Raw genomic sequence first — 16,508 nt, forward strand, 5'->3', positions numbered from 1 at the left:
TACGGCTACCGGGCCATGGCCGGCGCGTATTGATGACGTCGATCGGCTCAAGAGAGGTGCAGCAGCCCAACGATCAGCAGCAGGCTCATCGCGGCAAGCGCGACGATGGAGAGCACGACCGCCGCGGTCACGCGCGGCCCGGCTTTCGCGACGGTCCGGATATCGACGCCGAGACCTAGCGCCGCCATCGAAACGATCGTGAACAGGCTGCCGATCTGATTGGCGGGCGCCAGCAGAACGGCCGGAACGAGTCCCGCCGAACGTGCGGCGCCGAGCACGAGAAAACCGATGATGAACCACGGAACCAGTTTCTTCGACGCGATACGGCTTGGTTTAGCCGCCGCGAGATTGGTGCAAGCCGTGGACCCGTTTGAGGATTGGCGCTCGCGAGTCACGATGGAAAGCAGCAGCATCACCGGGCCGAGCATGAGAACGCGCACGAGCTTGACCAGCGTGCCGATGTGCGCGCTGAGCGCGGAAACGGGCACCGTAGCGGCCAGGACTTGCGGCACCGCATAGACGGTCAGCCCGGCGAGTGCGCCGTATTGAACCGGGTTCAAATGCAGCGCATAGGACAAGAGCGGGAGACCGAGCACGACCAGCACGCCAAGCACGGCGGTAAACGCGATCGATGCGGCGACGTCGTCGCGATTCGCGCCGATCACTGGAGCGACAGCCGCGATCGCCGAATTGCCGCAAATGGAGTTGCCGCACGCAACGAGCAACGCCATTCGCCAGTTCAGCTTGAGCGCACGCCCGATGCCGTAGCTCACGCCGATCGCGATGATGACGATGGCGACGATACCCAGCAGCAAGCCGATTCCGGCCGCCTTCAACGCGGTGGCGCTGAACGAAGCGCCGAGCAGCATGACGGCGACTTCGAGCAGCGTCTTCGCGCTGAAGGCAATGCCTGACAGCCATCGTTCTCCTGGCGTCCAGAGGCTTCGGATCGCCGTGCCGAGCAGGATCGCGAGTACGAGCGACTCGAGCCATGCGCGACCGAAGAGGTGCGCTTCGGCAATCTGGAGGCACCATGCGCCTAGTGTCACGGCCATGCACAGCGCGATGCCCGGAGCGACGTCAGAGGAAAATATTAAGGGTGCCGAAGTTTTGAGGCGTGAGAATGTGTCCTTGGGGGAGAGGAAGGTCGACATGATCAGGCGAGTCCGTGGTGAGGAGCGACAAGCCTAGGTCGTGGTCGACATCATGAAAAATACAAAATACGCACCCCCGCTCTGACTTTTGCTTATGTCGTCCTAAGCAGTTACCTAACATGAGAATCGAAGCAGATCGTTTTCGTCAGGAAACAAACTTTCGCCTTCGCGCGGCTTTAACGTGCGAGAAATGACGTCTACGATTGCGGCACTTTCACTGTTCTCCAGTGCAGTTCGTCATAGCGGCGGCGCGCAAGCGTGCAACACCGCTCAAGGAAGTGCTGCCGCGCATCGCTCATGAATTTCACGCATCTGTTTGCCTTCTATGAAGTGGCCCGAGCGGGCAGCCTTAGCGGCGGCGCGCATCGTTTGCGGGTGAGCCAGCCGGCAGTCAGCCGGGAGATCCGCGAGCTCGAAGACCGTCTCGGCTTGGTGCTGTTCGACCGGCTCCCGCGCGGCATTTCGCTGACGCTCGCCGGGAAGCTGCTGTTTGGCTACGCGGAGCGGATCTTCACGCTCGCGGATGCTGCGCGTTCGGAGTTGAAAGAGGTGGCCGGCCTGAGCGCCGGACAACTGAAGATCGGCGCGAGCGCGACGATGGGCGTCTATCTGGTGCCGGACATGATCGCGAAGTTCAACGCGCGCTTTCCGAAGGTCAGCGTCGATTTGACGGTGACGAATACGCAGCAGGTCGAAGACGGTTTATGCAATGGCGAATTTTCGCTGGGCTTCATCGAAGGGCCCTACGACGAGACGCGTCTTCAGGCCCGGTTCATCGGCTCAGACGAAATTGTGCTGACAGCTGCGGCGGGCTATCGAGAGGCGGCACATGGACTCTTTGCCCGCGACTTCGCCACGGAGGCGGTCATCCTTCGCGAACCCGGCTCGGGAACGCGCGCGGTGGTCGAGAGCGCGTATTCGCGCGCGGGCCTCAAGATGATTCCGTCGATGTCGGTCAGCGACACCGAGGCGATCAAGCGCATGCTGCTTGCGCAGCGCGCCGTTGCCTATCTTTCGACGCTCAGCGTCGACGACGAAGTGCGGCGCGGCGTACTCAAGGTGTTGAACGTGGCCGATTTGCGGATCGAGCGCGCCCTGCACATGGTCTGGCTGAGGGGCCGCTCGCTGTCGCCGAGTTCGCAGGCGTTCTTCGATCTTGCCGTGCAGCACATCGAACAGGAGGGGCGCGCGAGCCTGATACGGCCCGCTGCCGATGTCGAAACAGCAAACGTCGAGCGCGCCGCATGAGTGCGCATCGATGGACGATCACCGCATGGTCAACACGGCCGCTCCAACAAGCGCCCCATGGCGCAAATCGTTCAATGCGCGGTTGGCTTCAGCGAGCGGATAGGGGGACGTCGTGATGTGCAATGGCGTGTCTTCGGCCAGCTTCATGAACGCCTGACCGTCGGCGCGCGTGAGATTGGCAACCGACACGACGCGGCGCTCCTCCCACAACAGCGCGTACGGAAACGACGGGATGTCGCTCATATGGATCCCGCCGCACACGACGATGCCGCCCTTCGCGACCGCACGTAGCGCGGCCGGTACGAGCGAACCGGCGGGGGCGAAGATCAGCGCGGCATCGAGCGTATCGGGCGGGCTTTCGTCGCTGCCGCCGGCCCAGCGCGCGCCCAACTGCCGCGCGAATTGTTGCGAAGCGGTGTCGCCGGGACGCGTGAACGCGTAGACGCCGCGGCCCTGGTGACGCGCCACTTGCGCGACGATGTGCGCGGCGGCGCCGAATCCATAGATGCCGATCCGTTGCGCGTCGCCCGCCATCGCGAGCGTGCGATAGCCGATCAGTCCGGCGCACAAGAGCGGCGCGGCTTCCACATCGGAATAGCGTTCGGGCAGAGGAAAGCAATAGCGGCTGTCGGCCACGGTGCGCTCCGCGTAGCCGCCATCGAGCGTGTAGCCGGTGAAGCCGGGCGCGTCGCACAGATTCTCGCGGCCGCTTTGGCAGTAGCGGCAGTGGCCGCACGTATGGCCGGTCCACGGCACGCCGACCCGGTCTCCGATCGCAAACCCGGTGACGCCCGTTCCCAACGCGGCCACGACCCCGACGATTTCGTGGCCGGGTATCAACGCTCGCTTCGGATGAGCAAGCTCGCCGTCGATCACGTGCAGGTCGGTGCGGCAGACGCCGCAAGCATGAATGTCGATCAGCAGTTGACCGGCGCTCGGCTGGGGATCGGGCACTTGCAAGTCTTGCAAAACCGGCGTGCTGCCGTCGAATACCATGGCCCGCATGAGCTTGCCCTCCCGACGCTGATAGGTCCGTTTCCCGCGATCAATTCATGATAGTCGCTGCGTGCGCAGCCGCGACCGGCCCATGCGTGACCTAGGGCGGCGAGCTTTGTCTATGCGAAGGGAGGGTGCAACGCTTACGTGAAGAAAGCCTAAGCGGCTTGGATTGAAGGAAGCCGTGCGGGAGACTCTGCGAAGCCGCACGGCTTCTTGGGTCAAGCGGTCACTACATCAAGCAGGCAACGCAAAACTCGAGATCGCTTCGCGCAGCGAACTCACCTGGTCCTTCAGCGAATGCGCGGCCGCCGCCGCTTCTTCGACCAGCGCGGCATTCTGCTGCGTGACCTGATCCATCTCGCCGACCGCGCGATTCACTTGCTCGATGCCCGCGCTTTGCTCGCGCGATGCGTGGCTGATCTCCTCGAGGATTTCGTTGACGCGCCGCACCGATTGCACGATTTCGCCCATCGTCGAGCCCGCGTTCGCAACGAGCGCCGCGCCTTGATCGACGGTATGCGTCGACGATTCGATCAGCACCTTGATTTCCTTCGCGGCGGTGGCGGAGCGTTGCGCGAGGCTGCGCACTTCCGATGCGACGACCGCGAAGCCGCGCCCTTGTTCGCCGGCGCGCGCCGCTTCGACGGCCGCGTTCAGCGCGAGGATGTTGGTTTGGAACGCGATGCCGTCGATCACGCCGATGATGTCGCCGATCTTCTGCGAGCTCGACGTGATCTCGCTCATCGTGCGCACCACGTCGTCGACGACGCTGCTGCCGCGCATCGCGACGTCCGCGGCCTGCTCGGCAAGCCGGGCGGCCTGCGTGGCGCTTTCGGCGCTTTGCTTCACGTTGGCCGTCATCTGATCCATGCTCGACGCGGTCTGCACGAGCGCGGCGGCCTGCTGCTCGGTGCGCTGCGACAGATCGGTGTTGCCCGCAGCGATTTCGTTCGCGCCGACGTTGATGTTCTCGGTGCCGGTCCGCACGCGGGAAACGGCATCGACGAGGCCTGCCTGCATCGAGGCGAGCGCGTGCATCAGGCTCGAATCGTCGTCGCGGCGCACCGGCACGCGCACCGTCAGGTCGCCCTCGGCGATGCGCCGCGCGGAGTCGACCGCCAGCTCGATCTCGCCGCCGAGGCTGCGGCGCACGCTCTTGAGCACGAGCACCATCGCGATCGTGGCAACGGCGCCGAGCACGAGGATGGTCGCGAACCAGCGCAGCGCGCTCGCGATCACCGCGTCCTGCACGTCGTCCATGTACATGCCGGTGACGATGCACCAGTCCCACGGGGCGAAGCGCCGCGCGAAGCTCGTCTTCGAGACCGGCTGGTCATGGCCCGGTTTCGGCCAGTCGTAGCTGACGAAGCCGCCGCCGTCCTGGTTCGCGGCCCTGACGATGTCCATGAACAGGTTGCGGCCGCTGGGGTCCTTGAAGTTCGCCATGTTCTTGCCGACCAGCTCCGGCTTGAACGGATGCATCAGCATGTCGGCTTGCGAGTCGTTGATCGAGAAATAGCCGTCCTTGCCGTAGCGCAGCTTGGAGATCGTCTCCAGCGCTTTTTTCTTGGCATCGTCTTCGCTCATCGTGTGCTGCTGGGATGCCGTGTAGTAGAAGTTGGCGATGCTCGTCGCTTCGTCGACGAGCGAGACCAACTGATCGCGCCGGTCGGCCAGCGTCGACGCGCGGTTTTGCCACGCGCCCATGACGCCGATCAGGATGAGGCCGATCCACAGCACGGCGATCATCGAGCCGAGCTTCTGGTTCAAGGTCAGTTTTTGCATTGAGTTGCTCTGGAGTGGTCGGTCAGTCAACGGCTTTTTTTTCGCGAAAAGTCGCAAAGAAGCCGCGCCTATCCGAATTGACGGCAAGGCATCTGATGCAGCGCAGATCGGGGAAACCCCTAGGTTTTTTGGGGATTTGTATGAATGAACGAGACGGTGAACGGCCTGCAGCCTGGCTCTCAGACCGGGTCCTTGTCGGGCGGGCCTTCGGGACGTTGCGGTTCGTCGTTGTGATGGCCGGGAGATGGCGGCACGTAGGGATCGCCTTCGGGATCGCGTGTCGGATCGGCGGGCCGTTCGGGAATTGGCGTGGTGTGCATGCAGTAGCTCATGAACTCACCTCCGGAATGAAGGGCCGGGGAAGGGCCGGGCAAAGCGCCCTCGTCATTTTGTTATACGTCATTCAACGAGTGCTTCGCCGTTAAATTTTGAAGGTCGCTCGCGAGTTGCTTGGCGCGCGTCAGCGCGGCGACGAGCGTCGCGACGATCTCTTCGCGCAGCTTCGCATCGGACGTGCGCAGCGCGTAGGCGGGGTGATAGGTCGGCACGATGAGCCAGCCGTCGTGCTCGATGGTCTGCCCCAGGTACTCCGATAAACTGAGCGGCTGCCGCGTCAGCGCCCGCAACGCGGTGGCCCCGAGCGCCACGACGGCGCGCGGCTGCACGCGCTCGAGTTCTTCGCCGAGCCAATAGCCGCAGGCTTCGACTTCGTTGGGAGCGGGCGTCTTGTGCACGCGTAGCGCGGCCTGCCCTTGGGCTGTCTGCCGCGGCGTTTCCAGCATCTCCCACTTCGAATGCTTGACCGCATTCGTCATATAGAGCGACGCGCGCTCGAGCCCCGCGCGGCGCAACACGTCGTCGAGCAGTTCGCCGGCTGCGCCGCGAAACGGCTCGCCGCTCAACGCGTCTTGCTCGCCCGGCTGTTCGCCGACCAGCATGATCGCGGCGGGAACCGGCCCGGCGCCGGCGATCGGCTTGGCCTTGGTGCGCCACAGTCCGCACAGCTTGCAGGCCGCGAGCGAGGCCGGCGGCGGGCGCGAAGCGAGCGCGCCGCTTGCGGGCTTGGGCTCGGGCGGCGGCACGTGGACTGCGGATTCTGCTTGCGCCGTTTGTGCCGTTTGCGCGGTTTGCTGGATGCCGGCGAGCGGCTTCACGGCGAACGATGGCGCCGCCTTGCCGTCCGCCGGCGGTTTCCAGTAGCGCACGGGCAGGTCCGAAGGCAACGCGGGCTCGCAGGGGTAGTCCGGGTTGAACGTGCTTTCGTAATACGCGAGCCACAGCGCTTCCGCCGCATCGCCGGTGGCGGCCTCGCCGGTCGAGCTGAGCGAGGTCAACGCTTCTTCCGGGTCGGTCGTGCGATCGACGCGCAACAGCGCCCCGTCCCAGAAGGCCGCGCCGTAGGGCGTGGCGATGACCCAGCTCGAGCGGCCCATGCGCTTCGCGAAATGGGCGGCGGCGCGCTCGAGCACGTCGTGACGCGGATCGAACCAGCCGACGAATTCGGGCGGACCCAGCGACGGATCGCGGCGCCGAAAACGCAGCAGCGCCTGCATCTGCTTCAGCTCCTTGTCGACTTCCTCGATACGCTTGGCGAGGCGCGCGCCGTCCGCGTCATGCGCGGAGACGACCGAGCGTTGGCCCTGCGTCCAGCGCCACAGCACGCGGTAGAGGAATGCCCAGCGATCGGGCGCGCGATAGCACGCGGCGGTTTCGAGCTTGGCGAGCAGCGTGCGGGAGATGGTGGGGGCGGCGGGTGTGGTGGCGGGCTCGGCGTTGGAGTGGGTTTCGGCCTCGGTCTCGATGAACGCGGGCGTGCCGTCGGCGCTCAGGAGCGCAGCGCTTTCGCCGGCCTCGATCCATTCGACTTCGTGCGGGGCCACCGCCTCTTGCAGCAGTGCCCGCGCGATATGCCGCCACACAGCAAATGAAGGTTCGATACGGATGCTTTTCATCAGACTTTTCCAGCGCGGTGATGCGCGCTGTATGGCTGTCGACAAAGGCGTTTTCGCGGCTCGGGTCAGGATTGGCCATACGGCGCCGTGCACACCAAATACTGTATATTTATACAGTATTTGGTGTGCAACATGCAATGTCGCCGATGCGGCGAAACAGGGAGGGCGCAGCCGGGAAACGGTGGAGGAGAGAGGGGGCGCCTAACGGCGCAAATCTTCCGGCGTATCGACGTCGCCGAGTATCCCCGCGTCGTCGACTTCGATTTTCGTGACCTTGGGCGAAGCCAGCAGGCCGCGGGCGCCGACGTCGCCATCGAGCGCGGCAAGCGCCTCGCGATGCTCGGCGTGAAAACCGACCGGGTGTCCGCGCTGTCCGCGATACATCGGCACGACAATCGACGCGCCGTCGTCGAGCGTGCGCGCCACCGTATCGATCGTCGCCGATGCGATCCACGGCATGTCGGCGAGCGCGACGATCCAGCCTTCGGCTTCGCTGCTGGCGTGCACGCCGGCTGCGAGGCTCGCGCCCATGCCGCGCTCGGCGTCGAGCGTGAACACGACTTCGCAGCCCGCGTCGTTGAGCACGTGAGCGAGCGCCTCGGCGCCGGGGCGCACGACGGCGATCACATGCGGCACGGTGAGGAGAAGCTGGTGCGCGGCGGCGCGCGCGACGGGCATGCCGTTGGGTAGCGGCGCAAGCAGCTTGTTTTGCAAACCGAGCGGATCGAAACGCGAGCCGAGGCCGGCAGCGAGCAGCAGGCCGGTGGCGGACGAGGCGTAGGTCATCGTGCGGGGCAGCAAGGAAGATGGATCCGATTGTGCAACGTGATGTGCAGTGCAGCAAGCCCAATAAGTGGCGGTCAGTACAATGAGCGCCTGTTGATCCAATCGTCTGACCACACGCACACACCATGAAGCCGATCGATCGTCACGCCGCGCTGGTCATCATCGACTTGCAGAAGGGAGTGCGTTTCCCTGAGGCAGGACGCCGCAACAATCCCGATGCCGAGCGACACGTCGAGAGGCTGCTTTCGCTTTGGCGTGCCACGTCGCGGCCGATCGTGCATGTCCGGCACATCTCGCGCTCGGAGACGTCAGTGTTTCGTCCCGGCCAGCCCGGTGCGGAGTTTCAGGACGCGCTCATGCCGTTCGCGCACGAGCATGTGCTCGAGAAGAACGTGCCGGACGCGTTTGCCGCGAGCGGTCTCGAACGCTGGCTGCGCGTGCGCGATATTCGCCAGTTGATCGTCGTCGGCGTATCGACGAACAACTCAGTCGAGTCCACCGCGCGCTCGGCGGGCAATCTCGGCTTCGACACGATCGTCGTCGACGATGCGACGTTTGCCTTCGATCAGCGCGATCTCAGCGGCAGGCTGTGGTCCGCCGAGGACGTGCATGCGTTGTCGCTGGCCAATCTTGCGGCGGACTATGCGGAGGTGGCGGTGACGGCGGAGATCGTCGAGCGAGCCGGCCGGTAATCCCGATCTCTCCAATCCCGCGCGCGCCGATAAACGTTGAAAGACTCGCGCGATCATCGCCGTCTTTGTCAATGTTCCGGCGATTTCTTGATCCATCATTACGTACGACTGATGGTTTAGCGCGGAACATTGCGTTCCGCTTTCGCGAGCCATTCCCCTTTCAATCGATGAAGCATAGGCACATACCAGCGCTCGCCCGTTTCCTTGCTTTCGCGCTTCCTGCTTGATTCAGGGGGGGCGGCATCCGCTTGCGCTTTTGCGGCGCAAGCGGAGGTTGCTTTTGCGGCGCTTGATTGGCGAAATGGCGAAATCAATTCACCGCAACCGAAGCCGGCTCCGTTGCTTCGACGCGTTTGCAGCGCACCCGATAGATCCAGATGCTCGCCACGAGCGTCACGATTTCCGTGGCTGCGGCTGTCATCCAAATGCCTTGCTCGCCGAGCCAGATCGTCAAGAGCCACAGCAATCCGAGCAGCAGCACCCAACTGCGCAGCAGCGCGACGATCATCGACGCCAGCGGCGCTTCGATCGCGGTCAGATAGCCGGTGATGGTCAGATTGAGCGCGGCGGGCACAAAGGCAAGCGCGCACCACGGCAGGGCTTCGCGCAGCAACGCTTGTGCGTTGGCGCTGGCGGGCACGAACAGCTCGCCGAGCGGCTGCGCCAGCGTCAGCGCGGCAATCGCTGCTGCGAGTGCGAAGCCCGTCGTCACGACCAGGCCGATGACGAACGCGCTCGACATGGCAGCCGGATTGCCCGCGCCGCGTTGAAAGCTCACGATCGGCTGCATGCTTTGGACGAGCGCCACCATCGTCACCACGGCGATCATCGTCATGTACTCGACGACGGCAAACGCGACGAGCCCCGTATCGCCCAGCAAGCGCAGCACGACGTGATTGAACGCAAAGATCGTGACGCTGGGCGCGATCTCGCCGAGAAATTCGGACGCGCCGTTATAGGCAATGCGCCAAGCGTAGTTGCATTTGGCGAACGCGCGCGCGAGCGGATAGACGTCTTGTGCCTTCACGAAATGGTAGGCAAGCATCGGGATGCACGAGATCGTCTGGCTGATGCCCGCTGCGAGCGCGGCCCCCGACATGCCCCATCCCAGTTGGCCGACCATCAGCCAGGTCAGCGCGACATCCGCGAATGCGCCGCCGATCAAGCAGAAGAGACCGTATTTCGCGGCGCCTTCCACGCGCAAAAAGAGTTCGAGCGCATAGCACGTGGTCGAGAACACGACGAACGGAGCATAGGCGCGCAAATACGCTTCCGCCAACGTGTGCAACTCACCCTGTGCGCCGGTCCACGCGACGAACGTGGCGGCCCCGAAATGAATGGCGATCGCGAACGACACGCCAATCAAACCGAGCAGCCACAGCGACTGCGTAAAGGCCGCGGCGGCATCGCGCTGCTTACCTTCACCGAGCAAGCGGGCAACGAGGGTCGACCCGCCGACGCCGATCATGACGCTGAACGCGTAAGGCAGATACAAGAACGGCGTGAGCAGATTCAGAGCGGCGAGCGCTTGCGCGCCGACGTGCCGTCCGACGAAGACACCGCTGATGACCGAGTGCAGGCAGAAGATCCAGGCGGCACAGACGGTAGGGACGGCAAGGCTCGCAAATTGGCGAACGAGCGAAGTTGAGCGATAGGTATGCATGGCTTGCGACCAAACGAAATGATGAAAGACGCGTTAGCGTCATCGCGTTGATTGCGGTACCGGTTACGGACGTCCTGATTCGATGCAGCGGCGCGGCTAGCGCGAGCGGCATGGGAAGCTGGCGAGATGGGGCCGCATGAGGGACCGCAGGAAATTGTCGTCGCCTGGCGGATGCCAGGCGCCGGCGCCGTGCTTGGCAGCGGGCCGGACAGGCTTTCGGCGACGTTTAACGCCTAGGAAAGCGGGAATTGAAACGCGATTGACAGAGGGTGGGGCTTAGCGAAGACGGATAAGAAAACGTCGTTTGCGCCGTTGTTCCAGCCCCAATCCGCAATTAGCGGAGTCGCGCTATTTTACCGCATCGAAAGCTCAAATGGCTTCTTCAGCAAATGCTTCGTCCATTTTTCCTTTGGACGTTTGCATGCGGCCATGCGCCAAAGAACGACGCATGGCGCGCGTTTGCACGCTTAGTTTTGTATCACCTTAGCGCCTTTGACGGTGCCGGCCACGCTAGCGCCTTTCGCGATCACGACTTCGCCGTTACCGGAATCGAAGGTGATATCGCCAAGCACTTTCGTTCCGCCGAGCAACGTCACCGTTTGCGTTTTCGCTGACGTGTCTTTCTTGATCACGAGGTTTCGCAGCTTGCAGCGATCGAGCGACACCTGATTGCTGAGCACGGCGACATCCGTGAACGAGCTGTCTTCCGCTGAGAATCCGCCGATCACATCGGTGCTGTCTTTCGCCACGAATCGCTTGACGTTGAAGGGGCCCGTCACCTTCACCGGGCCTGCGGCCACGACATTCGATCCGGACACGGGGCCTTGCGCCGTCAGTGCGCCGGAGAGCGTGACGTCCTTGAAGGTCAACGGGCCCGTCACGTCGATGCTTTTGGCGGTGATTTGCTTCATGTCCGCAACACCGACGATCTTCACGTCGTCATAGGCTTTGCCTTGAAGCGCAACGAACCCCGTCATCGATTGCGCGCTTGCGGTCCCGGATAACGCGAGGCCCGCTGCCATCAGCGCGAGGGCGGCGGTCTTCTTGATTCGATGCGGCTTGCCGAAAGAAAACATGTGAGTGCTCCTCCAAAGGAAACAAGTGATCTTGCGTGGTTGGCAGAATGCCGCCAAGCCTTGGACGGGAACACATCGTATCGGTAAAAGCCCGGTAAAAGCGAAGTAAAAGTGGCCGCCGCACGCGGCGGTTCAAGCTCGGCGGAGGTTTTCCCATCTAGACAGATTCGTCCTTATTTCAAGCGGCGCTGGTAATTCATCTCGGGTCTGATGCATGAAATTGATTTTGGAAGTTACGTAGGCAACGACTAGAGTTCAACCGTTCGAATCGACCGAGACGAGGAATTCGATGAAAGCATGGCTACTAGACGAACCTGGCAGGCCGCTGGCATTGCGTGATGTCCCGGAGCCGGTGACGCGCCGCGATGCGGTGCTGATCAGGATGGAGGCGGTGCCGCTCCTCACCTACACGCGTGCCTACCTTTCGGGCAAGCTCCCCTATGCCTATCCGCCGATGCCGTTTTCGCCCGGCACGAATGGCATCGGCCGCGTGAGCGCAGTAGGCGAGGGCGTGCGTTCGTTCCGCGTCGGCCAGCGTGTGCTCGTGAATCCGTACTGGATCACGAACGAAACCGTGCGCGACCCTGAGCAGATCCTGATCGGACTGACCGCAATCAGCGCCGGTAGCGCGCCGATGCAAGCCGATTATCCACACGGCACATTGCGCGAGCTCGCGGAATTTCCGGCCTCGACCGTCGTGCAGCTCGGCAGTCTCGAAGACCTCGCGCCTGAACGGCTTGCGGCGCTCGGCAAGTTCGCGGTGCCGTTCGGCGGCTTACGGCGGGGACGCCTTACCGCCGGAGAGACAGTCGCGGTCAATGGCGCAACCGGCTACTTCGGCTCGGCAGCGGTACTTGCCGCGCTGGCGATGGGCGCGGGCCGTGTCGTCGTGCTCGGGCGGCGGCTCGACGCGCTCGAGCCGCTGACCGAATTCGGGGGCGGCAGAGTGGTGCCGGTCGCGCTGACAGGCGACGTGGAGCGCGATGCCGCTGCCGTGCGCGATGTTTCGCAAGGCGGCGTGGACCTCGCGTTCGATATCGTCGGCCAAGCCGCCGACGCGAACTCCACCGTCGCCGCGCTCATGAGCCTGCGCCGCGCGGGGCGCCTCGTGCTGATGGGCAGCATGCAGGTGCCGCTGCCGATCCCATACGCGCAGATGCTGCGCAATAACTGGGAGATCATCGGCCACTTCATGTACACGCCGGCCGATTACCTCGCGCTGGTGGCGCTGGCGTCGTCGGGGCAATTGCCGCTCGACGCGGTCGAGGTGCGCACGTTCGCGTTCGCCGATCTAGAAGCGGCGATCGACGAAGCCGAGCGCATTCAAGGATTGCAATCGGTGGTGGTCAGCGCGTCGGTGGGACGCGCTTGGGGCTGACCTTAGCAGCGCTTGAGTTTGATCACGCGCGAAACCTGCGCGGCCGTGAAGCTGGTATGGCGTGCATAAGGCGCGCAATCGAGCGGTGTGGTGAGCGATTCGATCACGGCGAATTGCCCCACATAGCGGAACGAATCGCTCTCGCGCTTGATGAACACCGGTATGGCGTCGGTCTGTCTCGCAAGCGTGCGCCCGGCGGCGCGTGCTGCTGCTCCGCCGTTGCAGACGATGACTTCGGGTGCTTGCGGATTGAGATCCGGACGCAGGCACGCCGCTACGACTTTGCCTCGCTTGACCGGCAAAAAAGCCTGTTTGCTGCCGCCGCAAATCGAATGGATGGTTTCGCGTGAATAGTCCTTGCCGACTTCAAACATGATTGATCCCAAGGTAATGCGTTGTTAAACGTTGTGTGATGGATGATGGGTTGGAACGCAGCGCTGGAGTCATCCCGCTTCCAGCGCCCTGAGCACGGCATCGCCATTGGCTGAAATGACGAACCTCAATTTGCCGTCATCGGATTCGATGAGCTTGACAAGGTGTGCCCTTCGAAGCGCGATGACGTCGGGCGTCGCCTTGCCTAGGTCGATGGGCGCGTCGCGCAGCAGCATGAGCGTTGCCATCTCGTGTGCGCTCAAGCGCAACACGCCTTCGAGATGATCGTTGCGTTCAATCGATTTCATGGTTGGCTTCCGTTGGTGCAGATCGACGCGTCAAGACGCGGCCGCGAACTTGCGTTCGCGACGACACGCCATTCGGACGCATGTAAAAGCAGCGTCCGGATGGCGCTGAGAAAAGTGCACGGGAAGGTTGACTGCGACGCGCACCGCTTACCTGCTGGCAAGACGGCGGCTAAAGAAAGAAGAGCGCGGACGTCCTGCCGGCTAGGCAGTGAAGGACCAACTGGTTCGACGACATCGGTTGAACATGGCATGCGCTCTCTTTATTTAAGACCTTGCCATTGTAGATTGGCGTGAAAATCGGCGGCAAGTAAAAAGGTGGTAAACGTCCATGCGGAAGGAGAAAAAGAGATAAGCGTAGGAATGCTGAATCAATGCGATTCAAGAAAGGCTGGAGGACGCACGATTATTCACCTGTGGCGCTAAGTCGCAAGCGAGAAGGCATGGCCTTCGCTTAAGCTACTGGATGCTTCCGGCGCCGGAAATAGGACTCCTTCCATATCGCGGCGTACCCCTTGGACCACACGCCCGCCAGAACCCATCAGCTGTGGTGTCGATTGCAGACCGCCGGGGCAAGACATGCGCTTGACGCATGACGCAGTGACAATCGGTTCAGCCGCCAGGCCGCTGGTTTGATCGTGAGCGGCACAGAGCCGGCGAGACGTCGCGTTCGGTGTGAGTAAGCGCGTCGAACCACGCGGTCGCCGTTCGCGAGCCGAGCCGTCGTCACTTCCAGACTGTCCATCCACTCTGACTTCGAGGTCGACTTTATGGAAGCAGGAACCCAGCTTGCACGCAGCCGCGACATCGGCGAAAAAATCACTCTCGTTCTCCAAAAGCGCATCCGGAATGCACAGGAGCAGTTCGCCGAGCGGGCGAAGGCCGCCTTGAACGGCGGCGCGGCGACGCTTCCGTCGCTGATGGCGTCTTTCACGCCGTGGAACGCATTGAGCTACGCGGTCGACGCCGCACAGCGGTCGGTCCTGTTTTGGGATACGCTGCGCGAGCGCGGAAACGCGTTCGTCGAGCAGTCCTCCAAGGGGCTCGAGCCGGTACTCCACTTCGACTCCAAGGTCGTACTCGATGGTCGCCGGTTCGAGCGGCCCGTCAACTACGCACTCCTGGAAATCACGCCGCCGGAAGGCATCACGGTTGACGCGAGCAAGCGTCCGTACTTGATCATCGACCCGCGCGCGGGCCACGGTCCCGGCATCGGCGGCTTCAAGGACGATTCGCAGGTCGGCGTCGCGCTGCGCGCGGGGCATCCGGTGTACTTCGTCATTTTCTTTCGCGATCCCGAGCCGGGCCAGACGATGCTCGACGTCTGCGCGGCCGAGGATGTGTTCGTAAAGAAGGTCCGCTCGCTGCATCCGGACAGCCCGAAACCGGCTATCGTCGGCAATTGCCAGGGCGGCTGGGCGGCCATGATGGTGGCGACGTCGAACCCCGACGATACGGGCCCGATCGTCGTCAACGGCACGCCGATGTCGTACTGGAGCGGAGCGTGGAGCGATGGCGGGGGCGACAATCCGATGCGCTATGCGGGCGGCATTCTTGGCGGCACTTGGCCCGCGTCGTTTGCCGCCGATCTCGGCAACGGAAATTTCGACGGCGCATACCTGGTGCAGAACTTCGAGAACCTGAACCCCGCCAACACGCTGTGGGACAAGTACCGCCACCTCTACACGAACATCGACACGGAGCCGCCGCGCTTTCTGGATTTCGAGCGCTGGTGGGGCGGCTTCTCGCTGATGAACCGCAGCGAGATCGAATGGATCACGCGTGACCTGTTCGTCGGCAACAAGCTGTGGTCGGGTGAGGTCAAGGGACCGGACGGCAAGGCGTTCGACCTGCGCGAACTGCGTTCGCCGATGATCCTGTTCGCGTCGCTTGGCGACAACATTACACCGCCGCAGCAAGCCTTCAACTGGATCGCGGACATCTACAAAAGCACCGACGAGATCAAGGCGCGAGGCCAGGTCATCGTCGGACTGATGCATCAGGACATCGGCCACCTGGGCATCTTCGTCTCGGGCAGAGTGGCGCGCAAGGAGCACGCGCAGATCGTTTCCGTGCTCGAGGAGATCGAGGGGCTCCCGCCTGGTCTCTACGGGATGGAGATTACCGAGCGCAAGGGCGGCGACGGCGCCGTCCAATACGACGTCGAGTTCCGCGAACACTGGCTCGAAGACGTCGTCGGGAATTTCAACCGTTTTCAGCGTCAAGACGAGAAGCCGTTCGAGGCGGTCGCGGCAATCTCTGATTTCAATCAGCGCGCATACGAGCTGTTCATGCAACCGTGGGTCCAGTCGATATCGAACGAGGCGACGGCGCAGACGCTGCGCGATTTCCACCCGATGCGCCTTCAGCGCTGGTCGTTTTCGGACCTGAACCCGTGGCTCGCGTGGCTGCCTTCGGCAGCCGCTGTGGCCAAGTCGAACCGGCGGGCTGTCGACGCCGACCAGCCATTGCGCAAGGTCGAGGAGATCGGCTCCGAGTTCGTGAGCGCGTCGCTCGACTACTACCGGGCGATGCGCGATGCGAGCACGGAAGCGCTCTTCTTCGGCATCTACGCGAATCTGTTTTCGATGTACCTCGCAGATCGGCACGACGAGCGCGCGAGTGCCGCGCCGCAAGCGGAGGACGCGCGCGACCGGCCGTTCGTGCGGGATGCGCTCGCTGCAATCGAAGAGGGCGGCTATATCGAAGCGCTCGCGCGCGCCTTGGCGTTGATGGCGCGCAAAGGCGAGCCGCTGCCGCTCGCGCTCCTCACTTTGCGCGAGGAGCTGACTAAAGACTACGCCGAGTATCTGCCGCCCGCGCTGCCCGCCGATCAATGGCGGCGTGTTCGCGGCGAGCAGGAAATCATCGCGAGCTACGAGCCGGAGCGGGCTGTTCAGACGCTGCCGGTACTGCTCGCCGATCATGGCGATCGAAAGCGGCTGCTCACGCTGATCGACAAGCTGCTGGTCGACGAGCGCGTGCAACGAGCGGAGCCGACGAAGGAGCAACTGGCGATGCTCGCGCGTATCCGGGCGGCGCTCGCGCCGAAGCCCGCTCGCGGGCGGGCTGTCGCTGCCGAGCTTGCGCGCTAGTCG

Annotated in this window: 14 protein-coding genes; 4 read left to right on the forward strand and 10 right to left on the reverse strand. The window is 63.4% G+C overall.

Annotated features, from left to right (window positions below; all coding sequences use genetic code 11):
* Positions 1-47: 47 nt before the first annotated feature.
* Positions 48-1,154 (reverse strand): YeiH family protein, encoded by a 1,107-nt coding sequence (locus tag FAZ95_RS27630; protein WP_137335654.1) that lies wholly within the window; start codon positions 1,152-1,154, stop codon positions 48-50.
* 297 nt (positions 1,155-1,451) lie between these two features.
* Between FAZ95_RS27630 and FAZ95_RS27635 the strand changes: the two genes are divergently transcribed.
* Entirely contained in the window at positions 1,452-2,402 is a 951-nt protein-coding gene (locus FAZ95_RS27635) for a LysR family transcriptional regulator (RefSeq protein ID WP_137335655.1), read from the forward strand.
* A gap of 18 nt (positions 2,403-2,420) precedes the next feature.
* Here FAZ95_RS27635 and FAZ95_RS27640 read toward each other — a convergent pair whose 3' ends face one another.
* The 5 genes from FAZ95_RS27640 to FAZ95_RS27655 all read right to left on the reverse strand — a co-directional run bounded on the left by FAZ95_RS27640 (position 2,421) and on the right by FAZ95_RS27655 (position 7,924).
* On the reverse strand, positions 2,421-3,407 hold the full coding sequence (locus tag FAZ95_RS27640) for a zinc-dependent alcohol dehydrogenase family protein (RefSeq protein ID WP_137335656.1): 987 nt from the start codon (positions 3,405-3,407) through the stop codon (positions 2,421-2,423).
* A 228-nt stretch (positions 3,408-3,635) separates the two neighbouring features.
* Entirely contained in the window at positions 3,636-5,177 is a 1,542-nt protein-coding gene (locus tag FAZ95_RS27645; protein ID WP_137337629.1) for a methyl-accepting chemotaxis protein, read from the reverse strand.
* A 188-nt stretch (positions 5,178-5,365) separates the two neighbouring features.
* Positions 5,366-5,518, reverse strand: a complete 153-nt coding sequence (locus FAZ95_RS39560; protein ID WP_175425784.1) for a hypothetical protein — start codon at positions 5,516-5,518, stop codon at positions 5,366-5,368.
* 60 nt (positions 5,519-5,578) lie between these two features.
* Positions 5,579-7,138 (reverse strand): TIGR03915 family putative DNA repair protein, encoded by a 1,560-nt coding sequence (locus FAZ95_RS27650; RefSeq protein ID WP_137335657.1) that lies wholly within the window; start codon positions 7,136-7,138, stop codon positions 5,579-5,581.
* Between the two features lie 201 nt (positions 7,139-7,339).
* On the reverse strand, positions 7,340-7,924 hold the full coding sequence (locus tag FAZ95_RS27655) for a nucleotidyltransferase family protein (RefSeq protein ID WP_137337630.1): 585 nt from the start codon (positions 7,922-7,924) through the stop codon (positions 7,340-7,342).
* Between the two features lie 125 nt (positions 7,925-8,049).
* Here FAZ95_RS27655 and FAZ95_RS27660 point away from each other — a divergent pair, with 125 nt between their 5' ends.
* Positions 8,050-8,616, forward strand: coding sequence for a cysteine hydrolase family protein (locus tag FAZ95_RS27660; RefSeq protein ID WP_137335658.1), 567 nt, complete (start codon positions 8,050-8,052; stop codon positions 8,614-8,616).
* Between the two features lie 310 nt (positions 8,617-8,926).
* Here FAZ95_RS27660 and FAZ95_RS27665 read toward each other — a convergent pair whose 3' ends face one another.
* Complete coding sequence (locus FAZ95_RS27665) at positions 8,927-10,279, reverse strand: MATE family efflux transporter (RefSeq protein ID WP_137335659.1); 1,353 nt, start codon at positions 10,277-10,279, stop codon at positions 8,927-8,929.
* A 467-nt stretch (positions 10,280-10,746) separates the two neighbouring features.
* Positions 10,747-11,355: a hypothetical protein gene (locus FAZ95_RS27670; protein ID WP_137335660.1), complete on the reverse strand. Its 609-nt coding sequence runs from the start codon at positions 11,353-11,355 to the stop codon at positions 10,747-10,749.
* Positions 11,356-11,644: 289 nt separating this feature from the next.
* On the opposite strand from FAZ95_RS27670, the gene FAZ95_RS27675 reads away from it, so the two are divergent.
* On the forward strand, positions 11,645-12,733 hold the full coding sequence (locus FAZ95_RS27675; RefSeq protein WP_137335661.1) for a zinc-binding dehydrogenase: 1,089 nt from the start codon (positions 11,645-11,647) through the stop codon (positions 12,731-12,733).
* 2 nt (positions 12,734-12,735) lie between these two features.
* Here the strand turns inward: FAZ95_RS27675 and FAZ95_RS27680 are convergent, their stop codons facing one another.
* The gene (locus FAZ95_RS27680) at positions 12,736-13,107 is read right to left on the reverse strand and encodes a DUF6697 family protein (RefSeq protein ID WP_137335662.1); all 372 of its coding nucleotides are present in this window, start codon (positions 13,105-13,107) and stop codon (positions 12,736-12,738) included.
* A 69-nt stretch (positions 13,108-13,176) separates the two neighbouring features.
* Positions 13,177-13,413: a hypothetical protein gene (locus FAZ95_RS27685; RefSeq protein WP_137335663.1), complete on the reverse strand. Its 237-nt coding sequence runs from the start codon at positions 13,411-13,413 to the stop codon at positions 13,177-13,179.
* 767 nt (positions 13,414-14,180) lie between these two features.
* On the opposite strand from FAZ95_RS27685, the gene FAZ95_RS27690 reads away from it, so the two are divergent.
* Positions 14,181-16,505 (forward strand): DUF3141 domain-containing protein, encoded by a 2,325-nt coding sequence (locus tag FAZ95_RS27690; RefSeq protein ID WP_137335664.1) that lies wholly within the window; start codon positions 14,181-14,183, stop codon positions 16,503-16,505.
* The last annotated feature ends 3 nt before the right edge of the window (positions 16,506-16,508 follow it).

Origin of the sequence: Trinickia violacea, from assembly GCF_005280735.1 — a bacterium.
Classification (GTDB): Bacteria; Pseudomonadota; Gammaproteobacteria; order Burkholderiales; family Burkholderiaceae; genus Trinickia_A; species Trinickia_A violacea.